Here is a 15,427-nt window from a genome sequence, read left to right on the forward strand (position 1 = left end):
CTCCGAGGCCGGGCCGTGCCGGCGACCGCCCGGCGCCTAGACCAGGTCGAGGTGCTTGCGGGCGAAGTCGATGGTCGCGGCCATCTGGCGGATCCGCTCCTCGATCACGAGTGAGCCGTGGCCCGCGTCGTACCGGTAGACCTCGTGCTCCTTGCCCAGCTCACGCAGCCGCGCCAGGTAGTTGTCGATCTGCCGGATCGGGCAGCGCGGGTCGTTCTCGCCCGCCATGACCAGCACCGGCGTGGTGACCCGGTCTGCGTACGTGATCGGCGACGAGGCGGCGTACCGGTCCGGCACCTCGGCCGGCGATCCCCCGAACAGCGACCGGTCGAACGCCTGCAGCGCCTCCATCTCGTCCTCGTACGCCGCGACGTAGTCCGCCACCGGCACGATGCCGATCGCGACCGACCAGTCGTCCGGCTGCACGCCGATGCCAAGCAGCGTGATGAAGCCGCCCCAGGAGCCGCCGGTCAGCACCAGCCGCGCCGGGTCGGCGAGATGCGTGGCGACCGCCCAGTTGCGCACCGCCTTGATGTCCTCCAGCTCCACCAGCCCCGGGCGGCCCTCGATCGCGTCGCGCCAGTCGCTGCCGTAGCCGCTGGAGCCGCGGTAGTTGACCCGGACGACGGCGAACCCGTGGTCCACCCACGCCGCGGCGTCCGGGGCGAAGGAGTCGTCGTCGTAGGCCGCCGGGCCGCCGTGGACGTCGAAGACGGTCGGGAACGGGCCGGGGCCCGCGGGCTTGGAGACCAGGGCGTGGATCTCGCCGCCCGGACCGGTGACCCAGGCGTCCTCGACCGTCACCGAAGACGGCGCGGGCTCGCCGGGCGGGGTCAGCACGACCGCGCCGGACGTCGAGCGGATCACCGGCGGGGACGCCGAGGAGGACCAGGAGAACTCCACCGTGCCGTCCGGGCGCGCGGTGGCCGAGCCGATCACGCCGCGCGGCGTGTCGATCTGCCGCAGGGTCCTGGTGGACAGGTCGTAGCGGTACAGCTCGTCGCGCGCGTGATGGGAGCGGGAGACCAGCAGCGCCGACGCGTCCGGGTACCAGTCGGCGCCGACCTCGCCGGTCAGGTCCAGCGCGATCTCCTCGACCGTGCCGTTCACCGGGTCCCAGATCAGCGGCTCGGACCGGCCGCGGCGCTCGTGCTCGACGAGCAGCCGCTGGTCGCCCGCGACCGGGGAGAACGCGACCGCGCCCAGGCCCTTGCCCGGCCCGTCCCACAGGTCGGCGACGGTGGAGCCGTCCGGCCGTACGACGCGCAGGGCCATGTGGCGGCTGTCGCCGTGCTCGCTGTGGTTGATCGCGACGAGCGACTCGTCCTCGGACAGGTCGATGATGTAGGCGTCCTCGTCGTGCGCGTACAGGACGCGCGGCTCCTCGCCCGGAGCGCACCAGTGGATGGTCGAGCCGTTCTCGGTGGTCCGGCCGATCACCGCCAGCCCGCTGGAGCCCACCGCCAGCCCGGCCGGGTACGCCGGCTCCAGCTTGGGCGCGGCGTCCTCGCCGCCGCCGAACGGCTCGCGCCGCCACACCCCGAACTCGTCGCCGTCGGTGTCGGCGAACCACCAGATCCACTCACCGGTCGGGTCGACACCGCCCATCCAGGTGCCGTTCGGCCGGTCGGTCACCTGGCGTTTGACGTCGGTCTCGCGGTCCCAGGAGTAGATCTCCCAGGTGCCCGTGGCGTTGGAGCGGTAGACGCTGCGGTGCGGTGCGTCATGGGCCCAGCTCGGCAGGCTCACGCGCGCCGCGCGGAACCGTGCCTTCCAGCGTTCGTCATCGACCATGGACCAAGCATCTCAGCCCGTGACCCGGCCCGGTGAGCTGGCGCCGAAGTCAGCGGGCCCTGTCTTCGCGGGTGGCCGTACCGGGTTCTGGACCGGCGCGGGGCCGGGTGGCTTACCTTTGAGGGGTGGCGTCGCAGTCCTCGACCGAGTCAGTTCCCCGGCCTGCCGCAGGCGGCGCCGACGAGGTCACGCACGGCTACCCACCGCCCGCCCGGCCGGTGGGGTCGACTGTCGTGGCCTACTGCGGCGCCATCATGACCGTACGCGGCGAGTCGTCGGCCTCGCCGCCACCGGACACCTGCGCCGAGTGCGCGGCGATCTGGAAGCGCCGGCGGCGCCGGTCGCGCTGAGAGCCGCCGGGGCCCGTCGGCCGGTCAGGGCGCGGCGGCGGCCAGCCAGCCGGACAGCAGGTCCTCATCGCCGAAGACCGTGCAGCGCTCCGGTCCGTACCGCCCGTACAGCAGGAGGAGCAGGTCGCTCGTTGCCCCGCGTACGGCGGCCGTGCCCTTGCCGTGGCCGCGTTCCCAGCGCGTGCCGTCCGGGCCGAGCGTGATCATCCACTCCCCGTCGCCGTCGGTGGCGTGCAGGTGCAGCGTCGCCCCGAACCGGCCGAACTCCGCGATCCGGCCGGCGACCCGTGGATGGTGAGGGTAGGAGGTGAGGAACTCCTCGATGCCGTCCGCGGCGAGCTCGCGGTCGATGACGGGTTCGCGGCCGAGGGCGAGCTCGGCGTCGGCGCGGTGGACGACGGTCTCGTGCAGCACCCGGCGCGACCAGAAGCGCACGTGTTGGTCGGGACCGAACGTCCAGGCCGGCGTCTCGCCCGGCGTCGCGCGCAGCGTCGTCACCAGCGGCCGTACGCCGGCCGCGAGCCAGCGCGGATAGTCGCCGACGTCGTCGGGCAGGCCGAGATCGAGGTCGCGAACGGAGACGCGTTCCTCCGGCAGCGTGCGCACGATGTGGGTGATCCAGCGCTGGACCGTGCCGTAGTGCCGGATGAGGTCGGCGACGGTCCAGCCGGGGCAGGTGGGGACGGGTGTCGCGAGGTCGGCCTGACCGACGACCTCGACGAGCCGCGCGATCTCGGGCTCGGCGGCGGAGATGTGGCGTTCGTGGTCGCTCATCCGCCGGAGCATAGAGCCGCCCATCCGCCGGAGGACAGAACGGTGGCTGTGCGGGCCGACCGCGTCACGGCATTCTTGAACGCATGGAATCTGAACTCACGCTCATGGCGGTGCACGCCCATCCCGACGATGAGGTGCTGAGCACGGGTGGCGTCTTCGCGCGGTATGCCGAAGAGGGCGTCCGTACCGTCCTGGTGACCTGTACGAACGGCGAGCAGGGCGACGGTCCGGACGGAGTCAAGCCCGGCGAGCCGGGCCACGACGAGCAGGCGGTACGCGAGCGGCGGCTCGCCGAGCTGCGTGACTCGGTCGCGCACCTGGGCATCGAGCACGTCGAGCTGCTTGGCTACCGTGACTCCGGCATGGCGGGCTGGGACGCCAACACCCGCGACGACGTCTTCGCCAACGTTCCCCTGGCACGGTCGGCGGCCAAGCTCACCGCCCTGATGGACAAGTACCGCCCCCAGGTGCTGGTCACCTACGACGAGAACGGCGGGTACGGTCACCCCGACCACATCCAGGCGCACCGCATCGCGAGAGTCGCGGCGGAGGAACAGCGGGACAGACGCGGCATCCCGCACAAGGTCTACCACACGGCCATGCCCCGGTCGCGGTTCCGTGCGATGGGCCCGATGCTGCGCGAAGCGGGTGTGGACTTCGACTTCGACTTCGAAGAACTGCCCGATGACTTCGGCACTCCGGACGAGAAGGTCACCACGTACATCGACGTGCGGCGGTACGTCGATCGCAAGCGCAAGGCGCTCGCGGCGCACGCGAGCCAGGCCGACAACATCTTCTTTCTGCGGCTGCCGGACGACCTCCTGCCCCAGGTGCTCGGCTTCGAGGCGTTCGTCCGCGTCAAGAGCGACGTCCCCGTGCCCGACGACGAGGACGACCTGTTCGCCGGGATCCGCTGACCGACGATCCCGCGTGCGAGCCCCGTCCTTCCGGGCGGGGCCGGCGCAACCTCGACCTACGCGGGTCGCCACCGTCCGCCGAACTCCTCGGAGCTCGGCGGCGGGCCGGGCAGCCGGGTGGCGCCCGGATGGGCGCGCAGGGCGTCCAGCAACAGCGCCAGGTAACGACGGCGCAGCGTGGCGGTGCGCTCGGCATCGCCGAGACGGATCGCGGCGATCTGCTCGAAGATCATCGGTATGTCATTGGCGTGCAGGTCGGGTCGCAGCGCCCCGGCGGCCTTCGCCCGGCGGAACACCCGGTCGGCCAGCGCGGTCGCGTGCGCGGCCAACTCGTGCAGCTCGGCCGTGGGGGTGAACGTGCCGGCCAGCCGTACCGTCAGGGAGTGCACGTCGGAGTCGGTGACGCCCCGTACGAAGCCGGCGAACGCCTCCCACGGATCCCCGTCCTCGGCCACGGCGGCCTCGGCGAGGGCGATGAACCGGTGCAGCCCGTCCGCGCACAGGGTCCGCAGCAACTCTTCCTTGCCCGCGTAGCGGCGGTACAGCGCACCCACGCCCACGCCGGCCCGCTCGGCGACCGCGGAGATCGGTGCGCCGGGCTCCCGCATGAACACCTCCCGCGCGGCGTCCAAGATCACTCCGTCGTTGCGCGCCGCTTCGGCTCGACGTCCGCTCAGCCGGCCGGCCCTGGTCTCCATGTTCCGGACTCTATCAGTTGAACGGAATGATCCGTTCCGATAGAGTCGATTCAAACGGAACGGACCATTCCGTTCTTTACTGAAGGGGAAGACCATGACCGCAATCTCCTGGGACGTGCTGAACCAGGCCCACGGCGCGCTGCGGACGGCCGTGGCCGAGGTCGCCGACGCCGACTGGAAGCTGCCCACGCCGTGCGAGCAGTGGAACGTCGCCCAGGTGCTGCGGCACGCCTGCGGCGACCAACTCGCCTACGCCGCTGCGATCACCGGGAGCGGTGGCCCGAGCGAAAATCCCTTCGAGCCCGCCGAGGATGCTCCCGACGCCCCGCGGGCACTGCTCGCCACCGCACTGGACGGCTCGACGCGCGCCTTCGCGACGGTGAGCCCCGGTGCGCAGGCCGTTCCGTCACCCCTCCCGCAGGGCCCGCTGCCGGCCGAGACCGCCGTCGGCGCCGCCGCGCTCGACGCCGCGGTGCACGCCTGGGACATCGCGGTCGCCGTCGGCCTGCCCTCACCGCTGAGCGCGGATCTCGCCGCCCTGTTGACGCCCGTCGCGACCACGCTCGCCGAACCGCTTCGCGGCTTCGCCTACGCGCCGGCCCTCGACCCGCGGCCGGGGGACGACTCCGTCGCCGGGCTGCTGCGCTACCTCGGCCGTCGTCCCGACTGGACCCGGTGACACGGCACGGCAGAATGCGCGGTTGACTTCCTCCCCCTCGTGGGTGAGGGGGTTTCCTACGGCTCGCGCCGTGGGGTTTCCTGCTTCGGTGCCGACGGCCCCGACCGGGAGGAGTCCCACCCGAGGTCTTACCGCGGCTCCACAGGCCGACACCGCCAGCCCGGCGGCCAGAATGTTCTTCGCCGCGTTCACGTCCCGATCGTGGGTCGTGCCGCAGCCACACGTCCACATGCGGACGTTGAGGGGCATCGCCTCGGCCACGGTTCCGCAGGCCGAGCACAGTTTGGAGGAGGGGAACCAGCGATCGACCACGATCACCTCGCGGCCATACCATCGCGCTTTGTACTCGAGCATGCTGCGGAACTCACTCCATGCGGCATCGGAGATGGCGCGGGCCAGTGCGTGGTTCTTCAGCATGTTCTCAACGGTCAGGTCCTCGATCACGACCACTTGGTTATCGCGGACGAGTCGATTGGTGAGCTTGTGCAGACCGTCACGGCGCCGGTCGGCGATCCGCGCGTGGATCCGGGCGACCTTACGCCGGCAACGGGACTTCTTCTTCGCCTTGAACCGTGGATACCTCGCCCGTCCGGCGAAGAAGTTCGTGAACGCGGTCTGCAGGTGCCGCAGCACCTGCTGCAGCGGAACGCTGGACACCTCGTTCAGGAACGCCAGTTCCTCGGTCTTCTTCCAGGCCGTCAGCATCGCGGAGGTGGCGTTGTAGCCCACGCGTTCCCGCCGCGACTTCCAGGCGTCGGTGCGGGCCTCCAGCGCCAGGTTGTAGACCTTCCGCACGCACCCGAACGTGCGCGACAGTTCCGCTGCCTGCGCATCGGTGGGATAGAAGCGGTACTTGAAAGCACGCTTCACACGAGGGGTGGTCACAGTCCGCAAACTATCGCGTCAGCGTGTAACCACATGTGGGTTTTTCGGGACTGGACGCCGAATCGCCGTGACCGCGATCCGGTGCCCATGCCCTGCTCCGCAGCAGACCGATTCCTCCCCGCCCTCAAGGGCGGGGTCTCCTCGGAGGATTCAGATGAACGTCGCGAGCGAAGTGCTGGGCGTCCAAGAGCTCAACCGGGCCCTCCTGGCGCGGCAGTCGCTGCTGGAGCGGTCGGCCGCGTCCGCGCTGGAGATGATCGAGCGGCTGGTGGGTCTGCAGGCTCAGGCCCCATGGCCGCCGTACTACGGGCTCTGGTCGCGGCTGGCAGGTTTCCACCAGGACGAACTGGTCCACCTGCTCACCGATCGCCGGGTGGTACGGATCGGCCTCATGCGCGGCACCGTGCACCTGGTGAGCGCCGCGGACTGCCGGACGCTCCGTCCTCTCACCCAGCCGATCCTCGACCGGGCGTTGCGGTCCAACTTCCGCGGGTCCCTGGACGGGCTCGAACTGCCGGCGCTCTTCGCGGCGGGACGAGCCCTGGTGGAGGCCCGGCCGCACACGATGAGCGAACTGGGCGCTCGCCTCGCCGAGGATCCGCGCTGGACCGGGTGGGCCCCCGCCGCCCTGGCCCAGGCGGTCCGGGCGGGAGTACCCCTGGTGCAGGTGCCGCCACGGGGCATCTGGGGCGTGGGCGGGCAGACGCGGGTCACCTCGGCCGAGGCGTGGCTGGGGCGGCCGCTGCACTCCGAGCCGTCGATCGAGGACGTCGTGCTGCGCTACCTGGCGGCGTTCGGCCCGGCCACGGTGAAGGACGTGCAGACCTGGATGGGCGTCACGCGGCTGAAACCCGTCCTGGACCGGCTGCGGTCCCGTCTGGCGGTGTTCCGCGACGACCAGGGCAAGGAGCTGTTCGACCTGCCCGACGCGCCGAGACCCGGGCCGGACACCGAGGCTCCGGTGCGATTCGTCGCCGAGTTCGACAACATCCTGCTGTCCCACGCCGACCGCCGTCGGATCATGTCGGAGGAGGCGCGGAAGCGGACCCTCGGCGTGCCCAACGGGGTCTTCCCCGGCACGTTCCTGGTCGACGGGTTCGTCGGCGGCACCTGGCGAATCGAGCGCTCCTCGAAGGCCGCCGCCCTGCACCTCACGCCGTACGAGCCGCTGGACGCCACGACCCGCGACGCGCTGGTCGCCGAGGGCGCCCGCCTTCTCACCTTCGCCGCGGGCGAGACCGCCGACCACGACATCCGATTCGTCCTCGCCGAGCAATGATCCCGGCCGGTTCGCCGGAATCCGCTGAGACAGTGGTGCTGGCACCACTCTTGGGGCGGTGCCTGCCCCCGAAGTGATCCGGGGGCCGCCGGGATGGGATCGCGAGGCCGCGATTTCTAGCGTCATCAGCGTGTTCACCGAGCGAGGAGACGCTGATGAAATCGAATGTGGCCGCCCGGCTCGGCGGCTGGAGCGCCCGCCATCGTAAGACCGCGATCTGCGGGTGGCTGCTGTTCGTGGTGGCCGCGGTTCTCATCGGCGGGATGGTGGGGCAGCAGTCGCTGACCGACGGAGAGGACGGCGTCGGCGATTCGGGTCGCGCCGAGAGGATCATCGACGACGCGGGCATCACCAAGCCGGCGTCGGAGATGGTGCTGGTGCACAGCGCGACCGTGAACGGGTTCCGTGCCGCGCTGCCGGACGTGATGCGGGCCGTACGCTCCAGCGGGCGGACGACGGCGCCGCGCGAGCCGCTGGTCTCGCGGGACCGTCATGACGCCCTGGTGCAGTTCGACATGACCGGCGATCCCAAGACCGCCGGCGACCGGGTCGTCCCGGTGCAGAAGGCCGTGGCCGCGGTGCGGGCACGGCACCCGGAGGTGCGGATCGAGCAGTTCGGCGACGCCAGCGGCGACCACTGGTTCGACCAGACGCTCGGCAAGGACTTCTCCCGCGCGGAGCTGACCGCCGTGCCGCTGGCGCTGGGCATCCTGCTCGTCGCCTTCGCGGCCCTGCTCGCCGCGGTGGTCCCCGTCGTCATCGCGGTCACGGCGTTCCTGGCCGCCAACGGCCTGCTCGCGGTGGTCAGCCACGGCCTGCACATGGACGGTTCGGCCAGCTCGGTCATGCTGCTGATGGGACTGGCGGTCGGCGTCGACTACTGCCTGTTCTACCTGCGCCGCGAGCGCGAGGAACGCGCGGCGGGCCGCGACCGGGAGACCGCGCTGCGGATCGCGGCGGCGACCTCCGGCCGTTCCGTACTGGTGTCCGGGCTGACCGTGATGGTGGCCATGGCCGGCATGTTCTTCTCCGGGATGCTGCTGTTCGACGGCTTCGCGGTGGCGACGATCCTGGTCGTGCTCATCGCCGTCCTCGGGTCGGTCACGGTGCTGCCCGCTCTCCTGTCGCTGCTGGGGGACAAGGTGGAGTTCGGGCGGATTCCGTTCCTGCGGCGCCGGCGTTCGACCGGGCGGTTCTGGGACGCCGTGCTCCGTCCGGTGCTGCGCCGTCCGGGCATCTCCGCGGCGCTGGCCGCCGGCGTGCTGCTGGTCCTGGCCGCGCCCGCGCTCGGCATGCACACCGAGAAGCTCGGCATCGACCAGCAGGTGCCGCGCGACACGCCGCTGATCCAGACCTACGACCACATCACGGCCGCGTTCCCGGGCGGTCCGGACCCGGCGACCGTGGTGCTCAAGGCCAAGGACATCGAGGCGCCCGCGGTGAAGTCGGCGATCGCGTCCTTCGAGTCGGCCGTGCGCGGCGATCCCGAGTTCGGGCAGTCGGTGCGCACCCGGGTGTACGCCGGGCCGGACGTGGCGATCGTCGAGGTGCCGCTGGCCGGGAGCGGGTCGGACGCCACCTCCCAGCACGCGCTGAAGACCCTGCGCGCCATGGTTCCCGGGGCGTTCGGCCGGGTCGCCGAGGCGCACGTGGCCGGCACGCTCGCCTTCTCCGACGACTGGAACGACCAGTTGCGCGGCAGCATCGTCCCGGTCTTCGCGTTCGTGCTCGGCGTGACGTTCCTGCTGATGCTGGTCTCGTTCCGCTCTCTGCCGATCGCCGCGACGGCGATCGTGCTCAACCTGCTGTCGGTCGGCGCGGCGTACGGCGTGATGGTGGCGGTCTTCCAGCACGGCTGGGGTGCGAGCCTGGTCGGCACCCAGGGCGTCGGCGCGATCGAGGCCTGGCTGCCGCTGTTCGTCTTCGTGGTGCTGTTCGGGCTGTCGATGGACTACCACGTGTTCGTGGTGTCGCGGATCCGTGAGGCGTACGACCGCGGCGTGCCGACCTCGCGGGCGGTCGCGGAGGGCATCCGCTCGACGGCCGGCGCGGTGACGAGCGCGGCGACCATCATGGTCGCGGTCTTCGCGGTGTTCGGGACGCTGTCGATGCAGGACTTCAAGCAGATGGGCGTGGGACTGGCGGTCGCGGTCCTGCTGGACGCGACCGTGGTGCGCGCGGTGCTGCTGCCCTCGGCCATGAGGCTGCTGGGCGAGCGGAACTGGTACCTGCCGCGCTGGCTCGGCTGGCTGCCGAACCTGTCGCACGGCGAGGAGCCGGCCCCGCCCCCGCCCGCCGCTCCGGCGCCGGTGTACGCCGCCGATCTCGGTCAGTAGGGCGGCCGGAAGTACTTGTCGGCCGTGCGACGTGGGGTCTCCCGGCCGTAGGCGGAGGAGGGACGATGGTGCGGGTCGGCGTGCTGCGCGCGGAGGCGTTCGACGGCCCGCAGCACGTCGTCCCGGTTGCCCGCGGCCTTGATCCAGGTGGGCAGGCAGGCGGCCATGCTCATCGCCGGGCCGTCGCCGCGTTCGCGGAGCGTCGCCGCCACGTAGGCCGCCAGGGCGTCGAGGTGGCGTTCGTTGTACGCCCACAGCACCTTGCCGCGGCACGGGGTCTGCAACCAGAGCGGGAGGCCGAAGAACGGGTCGTCCGGGCCGCCGAGCCGGACGCCGATGAGGGCGTTGCCCCGGCGTTCGGCGGTCCACTCGCGGGTCAGGGCGCAGTCGTCGCAGGCCAGCCGCCGCGGGCGGAACAGAAGCTCGCCGTAGTGGCGCAGTTCTGGCAGGCCGGGACGGTCCATGACCGCCGCACGTGACCCGCATCGCGGGCACACGACGTGGATGAGTTCCGAGTAGGCGGTCAGCGGGCGGCCCTCGTCGAGGTGCCGGCCGCCCGCCCGCCCCGCATCGCTCATAGGACGATCGTGGACCATCGCGCCATGTGAGGAAAACCGGTCAACTCCCGGCCGGATCGGGCAGCCCGCCCAGTGCCGCGGCGATGGCCAGGGTGTTCTGGTACTCGCGCCAGCGCACCACCTTCCCGTCCCGGACGCGCAGGACGCCGATGAACGCCGCGGAGTCCCGGTGGCCGGTGGCGGGGATCACCCCGGCTAGCTCGTACTCCACGACGATCACCTCGGGGTCGGTCGTCTCGTGGACGACGACGTCGCGTACCTCCTCGAACCGCACCGGAAAGTTCGCCCGCGCGGACTCGGTGCGGCGGAGCCACTCCTCCCGTCCCTCGACGCGTGTGGGCCGGCCGGGCGGTGCGAAGGGCGTCTCGACGATCGCGTCGTCGGCGAGCAGGTCGCCGAACCGGCCGGTCGGTTCGAGCCAGTGCCGTTGCATCTGCTCGAAGATCTCGCGTGGACCTGGGTTCTCGGGCATGGCCGTCCCTCCGGTTAATATGAGTTGCGACTCATGTTCTCAACTATCATGAGTCGCGACTCATGTTGTCAACCCTCCGGAGGTACGCGCGTGCCTGACGACTCCCGTCCCCTGCGCGCCGACGCGCGGCGCAACCGGGCGCGGATCCTTGCCGTCGCCGAGGCCGTCTTCGCCGAGAAGGGGCCCTCCGCCTCGACCGAGGAGGTGGCCGAACGCGCGGGCGTGGCGATCGGCACCGTCTTCCGGCACTTCCCGACCAAGCACGAACTGCTTCAGGCGATCATGAAGGACGTGCTGGCGCGGCTCACCGAGCAGGCGACCGCACTCGCCGCCGACGGCGATCCCGGCACCGCGCTGTTCGCGTTCTTCGCCGACCTGGTCGCGCAGGCCGCCGAGAAGAAGACCGTGGTCGAGCTGCTGTCCGCGACCGGCGCCGGCCTGAGCATGGCCGATGCCGTACGACCGCTGCGGCAGCAGATCGCCGCGCTGCTGGACCGCGCGCAGCAGGCGGGCGCCGTCCGCGCGAACGTGCGGATCGATGAGGTGATGGCCCTCCTGGCGGCCACCTGCCAGGGCGCGCTTCAGGGCGGCTGGGACTCCGACCTGCGCGAACGCACCCTCACCATCGTCTTCACCGGCCTGCGTGCGTGAGCTTGTCGGGGTTGAGGACGCCGTATACGGCGTGGATGCGTCCGTCGCGGACGTCGAAGGTGACCAGTTGCCGCTGCCCGCCGATCACGGTCCAGATCGCCGGTTCGCCGTTGGCCTGGGTCAGGCGGGCCTCCTGTAGCGGATAGCGGGACATCAGCCCGGCCACGAACGCCACGACGTTGTCGCGCCCGGCGATCGGGCGCAGGGCGGCGCGGACCTTGCCCCCGCCGTCGTTGTAGGCGACCGCGTCCTCGGCGAGCAGGTCGGTCAGGGCGGCCATGTCGCCGTTCCGCGCGGCGGTCAGGAACCGGGTGAGCAGTTCGGCGTGGTCCTCGGGCGCGGGGGTGAAGCGCCCGGAACCCCTGGTCAGGTGCTGGGCCGCTCGGTGGTGCCACTGCCGGCAGGTCGCGATGGGACTGTTGAGGATCTCGGCGATCTGGTCGTAGGGCAGCTCGAACGCCTCACGGAGCACGAACACCGCCCGCTCGGGCGGCGACAGCCGCTCCATCATGTGCAGCGTCGCGTACGAGAGCGTGTCGCGCAGCTCGGCGGTCTCCAGCGGCCCGAACGCCTGCCCGTCGACCGGTTCGGGCAGCCACGGCCCGGTGTAGGCCTGCCGTGTCGCACGCGCCGACCGCAGCTGGTCGAGTGCGAGGCGGGTGACGACCGTCACCAGGAACGCGCGCGGTTCGCGGATCCGCGACCGGTCGGCGTTCGTCCAGCGCAGGAACGCCTCCTGCACGACGTCCTCGGCGTCCCACATGCTGCCCAGGAGCCGGTAGCCGAGCCCCAGCAGCAGGCGCCGATGCGCCTCGAAGATCTCGACGGCGCCGCGCTCGTCATCGGCGTCAGTGTCCATGCCGGCTCCCATCCGCCGTCGCGGAATCCGCGCCCGGATCGCGGCAACGCTCACGCGGCCCGGGCCATTCCGTCGCCCAGCTCGGCCGGGAACCCTTCGTGCACCGACGCGTAGCGGGGACGCCAGTCCAGGTGGAGCCGGGCGCGGGTGTTGGCGGCGCCGCGCAGCCGGTTCATGAACGCGACGCCCCAGCCGCCGACCGCCAGGCGCGCGAGGGCGGCGGGTGCCTTCTTGGGCTCCGGTGCGCCGAGGACGGCGGCCAGCTCCGGCAGCCACTCACGCAGCGGCGCGGGCCGGTCGTCGACGATGTTCAGCACGCCGGAGACATCGGGTTTGTCCAGAGCAGCGGCCACGGCGGTCGCCACGTCGTCGGCGTGCGTGAAGGAGAACACCGCGTTTCCTCCGCCGACCAGCGGCACCTTCCCGTCCCGTACCCGGCGGACGAACGACCCGTCGGCGGCGTAGATCGAGCCGGGCCCGTACAGGTGGCCCAGCCTCAGCACCAGCCCGCCCGCCTGTGTGGTCAGGCGTTCCAGCTCGGCCAGCGCGTCCAGCACCGGCACGAACTGCCTGGGCGTGCCGGTCCGCCACAGCGGCGCGTCCTCGTCGGCGAGCCCTTCTCCGGGCTGGTAGCCGTAGGCCAGGCCCTGACTGATCAGCCGTGCTCCGGGTGCCGCCTCGATCAGGTTCCGGGTGCCCTCGATCCGCAGCCGGCCGGTCGGCGCGAAGTCACGCGACAGATGCCGGGGGTCGATCTCGGCCGGGATCGCGGTGAGCATGTTCACCACCGCGTCCGGCGCCGCCTGCCGGACCGCCCGGCACAGCCCGTCCCGGTCCAGCGCGTCCGCCACGACCGGTTCCGCGCCCGCCGCCTCCAGCGTGGCGGTGTCGCCTCCCGGCCGGGCGAGGCCCAGCACCTCGTGGCCCACCGCGCCCAGCAGCGGAACCATCCGCGCGCCGATCACTCCGGTGGCTCCCGCGACGAGAACTCGCATGGTCACTCCTCCGTCCGTCCCGGCGTCCACGCCGGGTGCGTCGACTACGGCAACAGGACGGGGGAGCACCCTCCGGCGTGACAGAGCGGATGGTGATCCACGCCACATTCGGTCACCGGCGCGGATCCACGCCGACCGCGACGAGGAACGCGACGGCGGCGGCGAGCGGCGCCGCGGCGGTACGCCCGCCGACCGCCGCGACCAGGCCGACGACGCCCGGCACGGCCGGCTGGGCCACACCCCACGACAGCCCGAGGAAGGCGAACCACCGCGGCCGGTCGGCGGCGGGCGCCGCGTCGGCCGCCAGCGCCGGCCAGTGACCCAGCAGCGCACTGCCCGCCATCACCCACGCCAGGTAGGCCGTCACGGTCAGCGGGACGTCCCGTACGAGGGCCATCGTCACGGCGAGGGCGCAGGAGAACAGGAGCGCCGTGCGCGGTCGGCCCGACAGCGGACGCCGGGACAGCGGCGCGAGCAGGGCGGCGGCCGCCAGCATGAGGCCTGGCAGCCAGGCCGGGGCGCCGCGCTGGAGCAACACGAACGGCGCGAACATCAGCACGGCCAGGTACCCGAAGGCGTACGCGGTGGCGGAGACCGTCAACCGGACCAGGCGGGCCGGCGGACGCCAGCGCTCCCTCCGGCGTACGGGCGCCTCGACCGGCGGCCGGGGCAGGAACGCCTGCGCGACCGCCGCCGCGGCCAGGCAGGTGGCGGCGTCGGCGAGCAGCAGCCGGTGGACCCCGAACGGCAGCAGCACCGCGGCCAGCAGCCCGGACACCGCGCCCGCCGCGGCGAGAGCGGTGCCGAGCAGGGCGTACGCGTCGCGCCGCCGATCGCCCTCGGCGAGCCGGGCGAGGAACTCGCTCGTGGCGGGCTCGTACAGCTCGAAGGCGAGGCCCGTCGCCGCGGTCGCGGCCAGGATCTGCCACGGCGTGCGCGCGGCGGCGAGCGCGAGCAGCGCCACGCCGGTCGCGGCGAGGCCGGCGACCACGAGCGTGCGTGGCCGTACCCGGTCGAGCAGCACGCCGCCGGCCCAGCGCGAGGCCAGCGCCGCGACGCCGAAGACCGTGAGCACCGGCGTGACCAGGCGCGGACCGGCCACCACCGCCAGGAACGCGAGCGCGAACGCGCCGACCTGGTTGAGCACGCGCACCCAGAGCAGCGCCCTCATCGGGGAGAGGACGGCGAAGAGCCGGCCATCTCGCGATTACGCTGAGTCCTCATCAGGTAACGCTCGATAATGCCGTCCATGAACAAGCCCATCAGTCCCTCCCTCCGGACCCTCGGTGCGGCGATCCGGCGGCACCGCGAGGCGGCCGGCATGACACAGGACTATCTCGCCGGTCTCGTCAACTACAGCAACGGGTGGCTCAGCAACCTGGAGACCGGCCAGCTGTGCCCGCAGAAGCAGGCGGTCATCGAGCTGGAAAAGGTACTCGGACTGCCGGAAAAAGTCCTCCTCGACATCTTCGACCTGATCAGGTACGAGGAGCCGCACCCGGTCATCTCCTTCGACCGGTACATCGACGCCGAGAGCCGCGCCGCCGTGATCCGCCAGTATCACGCGCTGGTCCTGCCCGGCCTGCTCCAGACGCCCGACTACGCGCGTGCGCTGATCGCGGCGGGTCGTCCGAGCGCCCGGCCGGAGACGGTCGAGAGCCTTCTCGCCGCCCGGCTGGAGCGTCAGGAGATCCTCGCCCGCGACGACCCTCCCACGCTGTGGCTGGTCATCGACGAGACCGCGCTCCTGCGTCCGATCGGCGGGCCGGAGATCCATCGCGCGCAGCTCGACGTCCTGGTGGAGGCCGCACAGCGCCCGGGCATCACCGTTCAGGTCATCCCGTTGGCGACCGGCGCGCACGCCGGGCTGACGTCCGCGTTCACGATCCTGAGCTTCGCCGACGAACCGGACGTCGCCTATACCGAAGACCATCAGCGCGGGCACTTCCAGGAACGGCCCGAGCAGGTCCACGGCTGGTTCGCCGTCTACCAGGCCCTGCACCTGGTGACGGAGACGGCCGCGGCATCCCTCGAACTCATCAAGCGGACGCGGGAGCGGCTGTGACCTCGGCCTACGACGAGTGGCGTAAGAGCAGCCGCTCCGGCAGCAACGGCGGCGAGTGCGTCGAGGTGGCCACCGTCATCAACAGGTAATTTCAA

The 15,427-nt window shown here is 71.9% G+C and carries 16 protein-coding genes and 1 pseudogene; 8 read left to right on the forward strand and 9 right to left on the reverse strand.

Translation table 11 applies throughout. From position 1 onward, the window contains the following. Positions 1-36: 36 nt before the first annotated feature. Complete coding sequence (locus ABEA10_RS40440; RefSeq protein WP_345473242.1) at positions 37-1,794, reverse strand: S9 family peptidase; 1,758 nt, start codon at positions 1,792-1,794, stop codon at positions 37-39. A 125-nt stretch (positions 1,795-1,919) separates the two neighbouring features. Here ABEA10_RS40440 and ABEA10_RS40445 point away from each other — a divergent pair, with 125 nt between their 5' ends. Beyond that, complete coding sequence (locus tag ABEA10_RS40445; RefSeq protein WP_329248407.1) at positions 1,920-2,144, forward strand: hypothetical protein; 225 nt, start codon at positions 1,920-1,922, stop codon at positions 2,142-2,144. A 24-nt stretch (positions 2,145-2,168) separates the two neighbouring features. Here the strand turns inward: ABEA10_RS40445 and ABEA10_RS40450 are convergent, their stop codons facing one another. Further along, positions 2,169-2,918 (reverse strand): maleylpyruvate isomerase family mycothiol-dependent enzyme, encoded by a 750-nt coding sequence (locus ABEA10_RS40450; RefSeq protein ID WP_345473244.1) that lies wholly within the window; start codon positions 2,916-2,918, stop codon positions 2,169-2,171. A gap of 83 nt (positions 2,919-3,001) precedes the next feature. Between ABEA10_RS40450 and ABEA10_RS40455 the strand changes: the two genes are divergently transcribed. Continuing rightward, the gene (locus ABEA10_RS40455; RefSeq protein WP_345473246.1) at positions 3,002-3,835 is read left to right on the forward strand and encodes a PIG-L family deacetylase; all 834 of its coding nucleotides are present in this window, start codon (positions 3,002-3,004) and stop codon (positions 3,833-3,835) included. Positions 3,836-3,891: 56 nt separating this feature from the next. Here the strand turns inward: ABEA10_RS40455 and ABEA10_RS40460 are convergent, their stop codons facing one another. After that, positions 3,892-4,533: a TetR/AcrR family transcriptional regulator gene (locus ABEA10_RS40460; protein WP_345473248.1), complete on the reverse strand. Its 642-nt coding sequence runs from the start codon at positions 4,531-4,533 to the stop codon at positions 3,892-3,894. Positions 4,534-4,627: 94 nt separating this feature from the next. On the opposite strand from ABEA10_RS40460, the gene ABEA10_RS40465 reads away from it, so the two are divergent. After that, positions 4,628-5,212, forward strand: coding sequence for a TIGR03086 family metal-binding protein (locus ABEA10_RS40465; protein ID WP_345473250.1), 585 nt, complete (start codon positions 4,628-4,630; stop codon positions 5,210-5,212). 56 nt (positions 5,213-5,268) lie between these two features. Here the strand turns inward: ABEA10_RS40465 and ABEA10_RS40470 are convergent. Then, positions 5,269-6,097: pseudogene (locus ABEA10_RS40470) on the reverse strand (RNA-guided endonuclease TnpB family protein). A 154-nt stretch (positions 6,098-6,251) separates the two neighbouring features. Between ABEA10_RS40470 and ABEA10_RS40475 the strand changes: the two are divergent. Continuing rightward, on the forward strand, positions 6,252-7,376 hold the full coding sequence (locus tag ABEA10_RS40475; protein ID WP_345473252.1) for a winged helix DNA-binding domain-containing protein: 1,125 nt from the start codon (positions 6,252-6,254) through the stop codon (positions 7,374-7,376). A 155-nt stretch (positions 7,377-7,531) separates the two neighbouring features. After that, complete coding sequence (locus ABEA10_RS40480) at positions 7,532-9,712, forward strand: MMPL family transporter (RefSeq protein WP_345473254.1); 2,181 nt, start codon at positions 7,532-7,534, stop codon at positions 9,710-9,712. Here ABEA10_RS40480 and ABEA10_RS40485 read toward each other — a convergent pair. Beyond that, complete coding sequence (locus tag ABEA10_RS40485; RefSeq protein ID WP_345473256.1) at positions 9,706-10,290, reverse strand: hypothetical protein; 585 nt, start codon at positions 10,288-10,290, stop codon at positions 9,706-9,708. The genes ABEA10_RS40480 and ABEA10_RS40485 overlap by 7 nt on opposite strands. Positions 10,291-10,330: 40 nt before the next feature. Continuing rightward, the gene (locus tag ABEA10_RS40490) at positions 10,331-10,762 is read right to left on the reverse strand and encodes a nuclear transport factor 2 family protein (protein ID WP_345473258.1); all 432 of its coding nucleotides are present in this window, start codon (positions 10,760-10,762) and stop codon (positions 10,331-10,333) included. 90 nt (positions 10,763-10,852) lie between these two features. On the opposite strand from ABEA10_RS40490, the gene ABEA10_RS40495 reads away from it, so the two are divergent. Then, positions 10,853-11,413 carry a TetR/AcrR family transcriptional regulator gene (locus ABEA10_RS40495; RefSeq protein WP_345473260.1) on the forward strand — a complete coding sequence of 187 codons (561 nt, stop codon included), beginning with the start codon at positions 10,853-10,855 and terminating at the stop codon, positions 11,411-11,413. Here the strand turns inward: ABEA10_RS40495 and ABEA10_RS40500 are convergent. The 3 genes from ABEA10_RS40500 to ABEA10_RS40510 all read right to left on the reverse strand — a co-directional run bounded on the left by ABEA10_RS40500 (position 11,394) and on the right by ABEA10_RS40510 (position 14,438). Next, the gene (locus ABEA10_RS40500) at positions 11,394-12,272 is read right to left on the reverse strand and encodes an RNA polymerase sigma-70 factor (protein WP_345473262.1); all 879 of its coding nucleotides are present in this window, start codon (positions 12,270-12,272) and stop codon (positions 11,394-11,396) included. The genes ABEA10_RS40495 and ABEA10_RS40500 overlap by 20 nt on opposite strands. Positions 12,273-12,322: 50 nt before the next feature. Then, on the reverse strand, positions 12,323-13,267 hold the full coding sequence (locus tag ABEA10_RS40505) for an NAD-dependent epimerase/dehydratase family protein (protein WP_345473264.1): 945 nt from the start codon (positions 13,265-13,267) through the stop codon (positions 12,323-12,325). Positions 13,268-13,379: 112 nt separating this feature from the next. Then, entirely contained in the window at positions 13,380-14,438 is a 1,059-nt protein-coding gene (locus ABEA10_RS40510) for an MFS transporter (protein ID WP_345473266.1), read from the reverse strand. Positions 14,439-14,516: 78 nt separating this feature from the next. Between ABEA10_RS40510 and ABEA10_RS40515 the strand changes: the two genes are divergently transcribed. Then, complete coding sequence (locus ABEA10_RS40515; RefSeq protein WP_345473268.1) at positions 14,517-15,332, forward strand: helix-turn-helix domain-containing protein; 816 nt, start codon at positions 14,517-14,519, stop codon at positions 15,330-15,332. Continuing rightward, a complete protein-coding gene (locus ABEA10_RS40520; protein WP_345473270.1) occupies positions 15,329-15,421 on the forward strand; it encodes a DUF397 domain-containing protein in 93 nt (30 codons plus the stop codon). Before ABEA10_RS40515 ends, ABEA10_RS40520 begins: the two co-directional genes overlap by 4 nt. The last annotated feature ends 6 nt before the right edge of the window (positions 15,422-15,427 follow it).

Origin of the sequence: Actinoallomurus oryzae (genome assembly GCF_039541955.1) — a bacterium.
GTDB lineage: Bacteria > Actinomycetota > Actinomycetes > Streptosporangiales > Streptosporangiaceae > Actinoallomurus > Actinoallomurus oryzae.

Bases quoted from the DNA above. Each gene is read 5' to 3' on its own strand.
- ABEA10_RS40505 (WP_345473264.1), bottom strand. From the start codon at position 13,267: ATGCGAGTTCTCGTCGCGGGAGCCACCGGAGTGATCGGCGCGCGGATG.
- ABEA10_RS40515 (WP_345473268.1), top strand. From the start codon at position 14,517: ATGAACAAGCCCATCAGTCCCTCCCTCCGGACCCTCGGTGCGGCGATC.
- ABEA10_RS40510 (WP_345473266.1), bottom strand. From the start codon at position 14,438: ATGAGGGCGCTGCTCTGGGTGCGCGTGCTCAACCAGGTCGGCGCGTTC.
- ABEA10_RS40460 (WP_345473248.1), bottom strand. From the start codon at position 4,533: ATGGAGACCAGGGCCGGCCGGCTGAGCGGACGTCGAGCCGAAGCGGCG.
- ABEA10_RS40490 (WP_345473258.1), bottom strand. From the start codon at position 10,762: ATGCCCGAGAACCCAGGTCCACGCGAGATCTTCGAGCAGATGCAACGG.
- ABEA10_RS40455 (WP_345473246.1), top strand. From the start codon at position 3,002: ATGGAATCTGAACTCACGCTCATGGCGGTGCACGCCCATCCCGACGAT.
- ABEA10_RS40500 (WP_345473262.1), bottom strand. From the start codon at position 12,272: ATGGACACTGACGCCGATGACGAGCGCGGCGCCGTCGAGATCTTCGAG.
- ABEA10_RS40480 (WP_345473254.1), top strand. From the start codon at position 7,532: ATGAAATCGAATGTGGCCGCCCGGCTCGGCGGCTGGAGCGCCCGCCAT.
- ABEA10_RS40465 (WP_345473250.1), top strand. From the start codon at position 4,628: ATGACCGCAATCTCCTGGGACGTGCTGAACCAGGCCCACGGCGCGCTG.
- ABEA10_RS40450 (WP_345473244.1), bottom strand. From the start codon at position 2,918: ATGAGCGACCACGAACGCCACATCTCCGCCGCCGAGCCCGAGATCGCG.
- ABEA10_RS40475 (WP_345473252.1), top strand. From the start codon at position 6,252: ATGAACGTCGCGAGCGAAGTGCTGGGCGTCCAAGAGCTCAACCGGGCC.
- ABEA10_RS40440 (WP_345473242.1), bottom strand. From the start codon at position 1,794: ATGGTCGATGACGAACGCTGGAAGGCACGGTTCCGCGCGGCGCGCGTG.
- ABEA10_RS40485 (WP_345473256.1), bottom strand. From the start codon at position 10,290: ATGAGCGATGCGGGGCGGGCGGGCGGCCGGCACCTCGACGAGGGCCGC.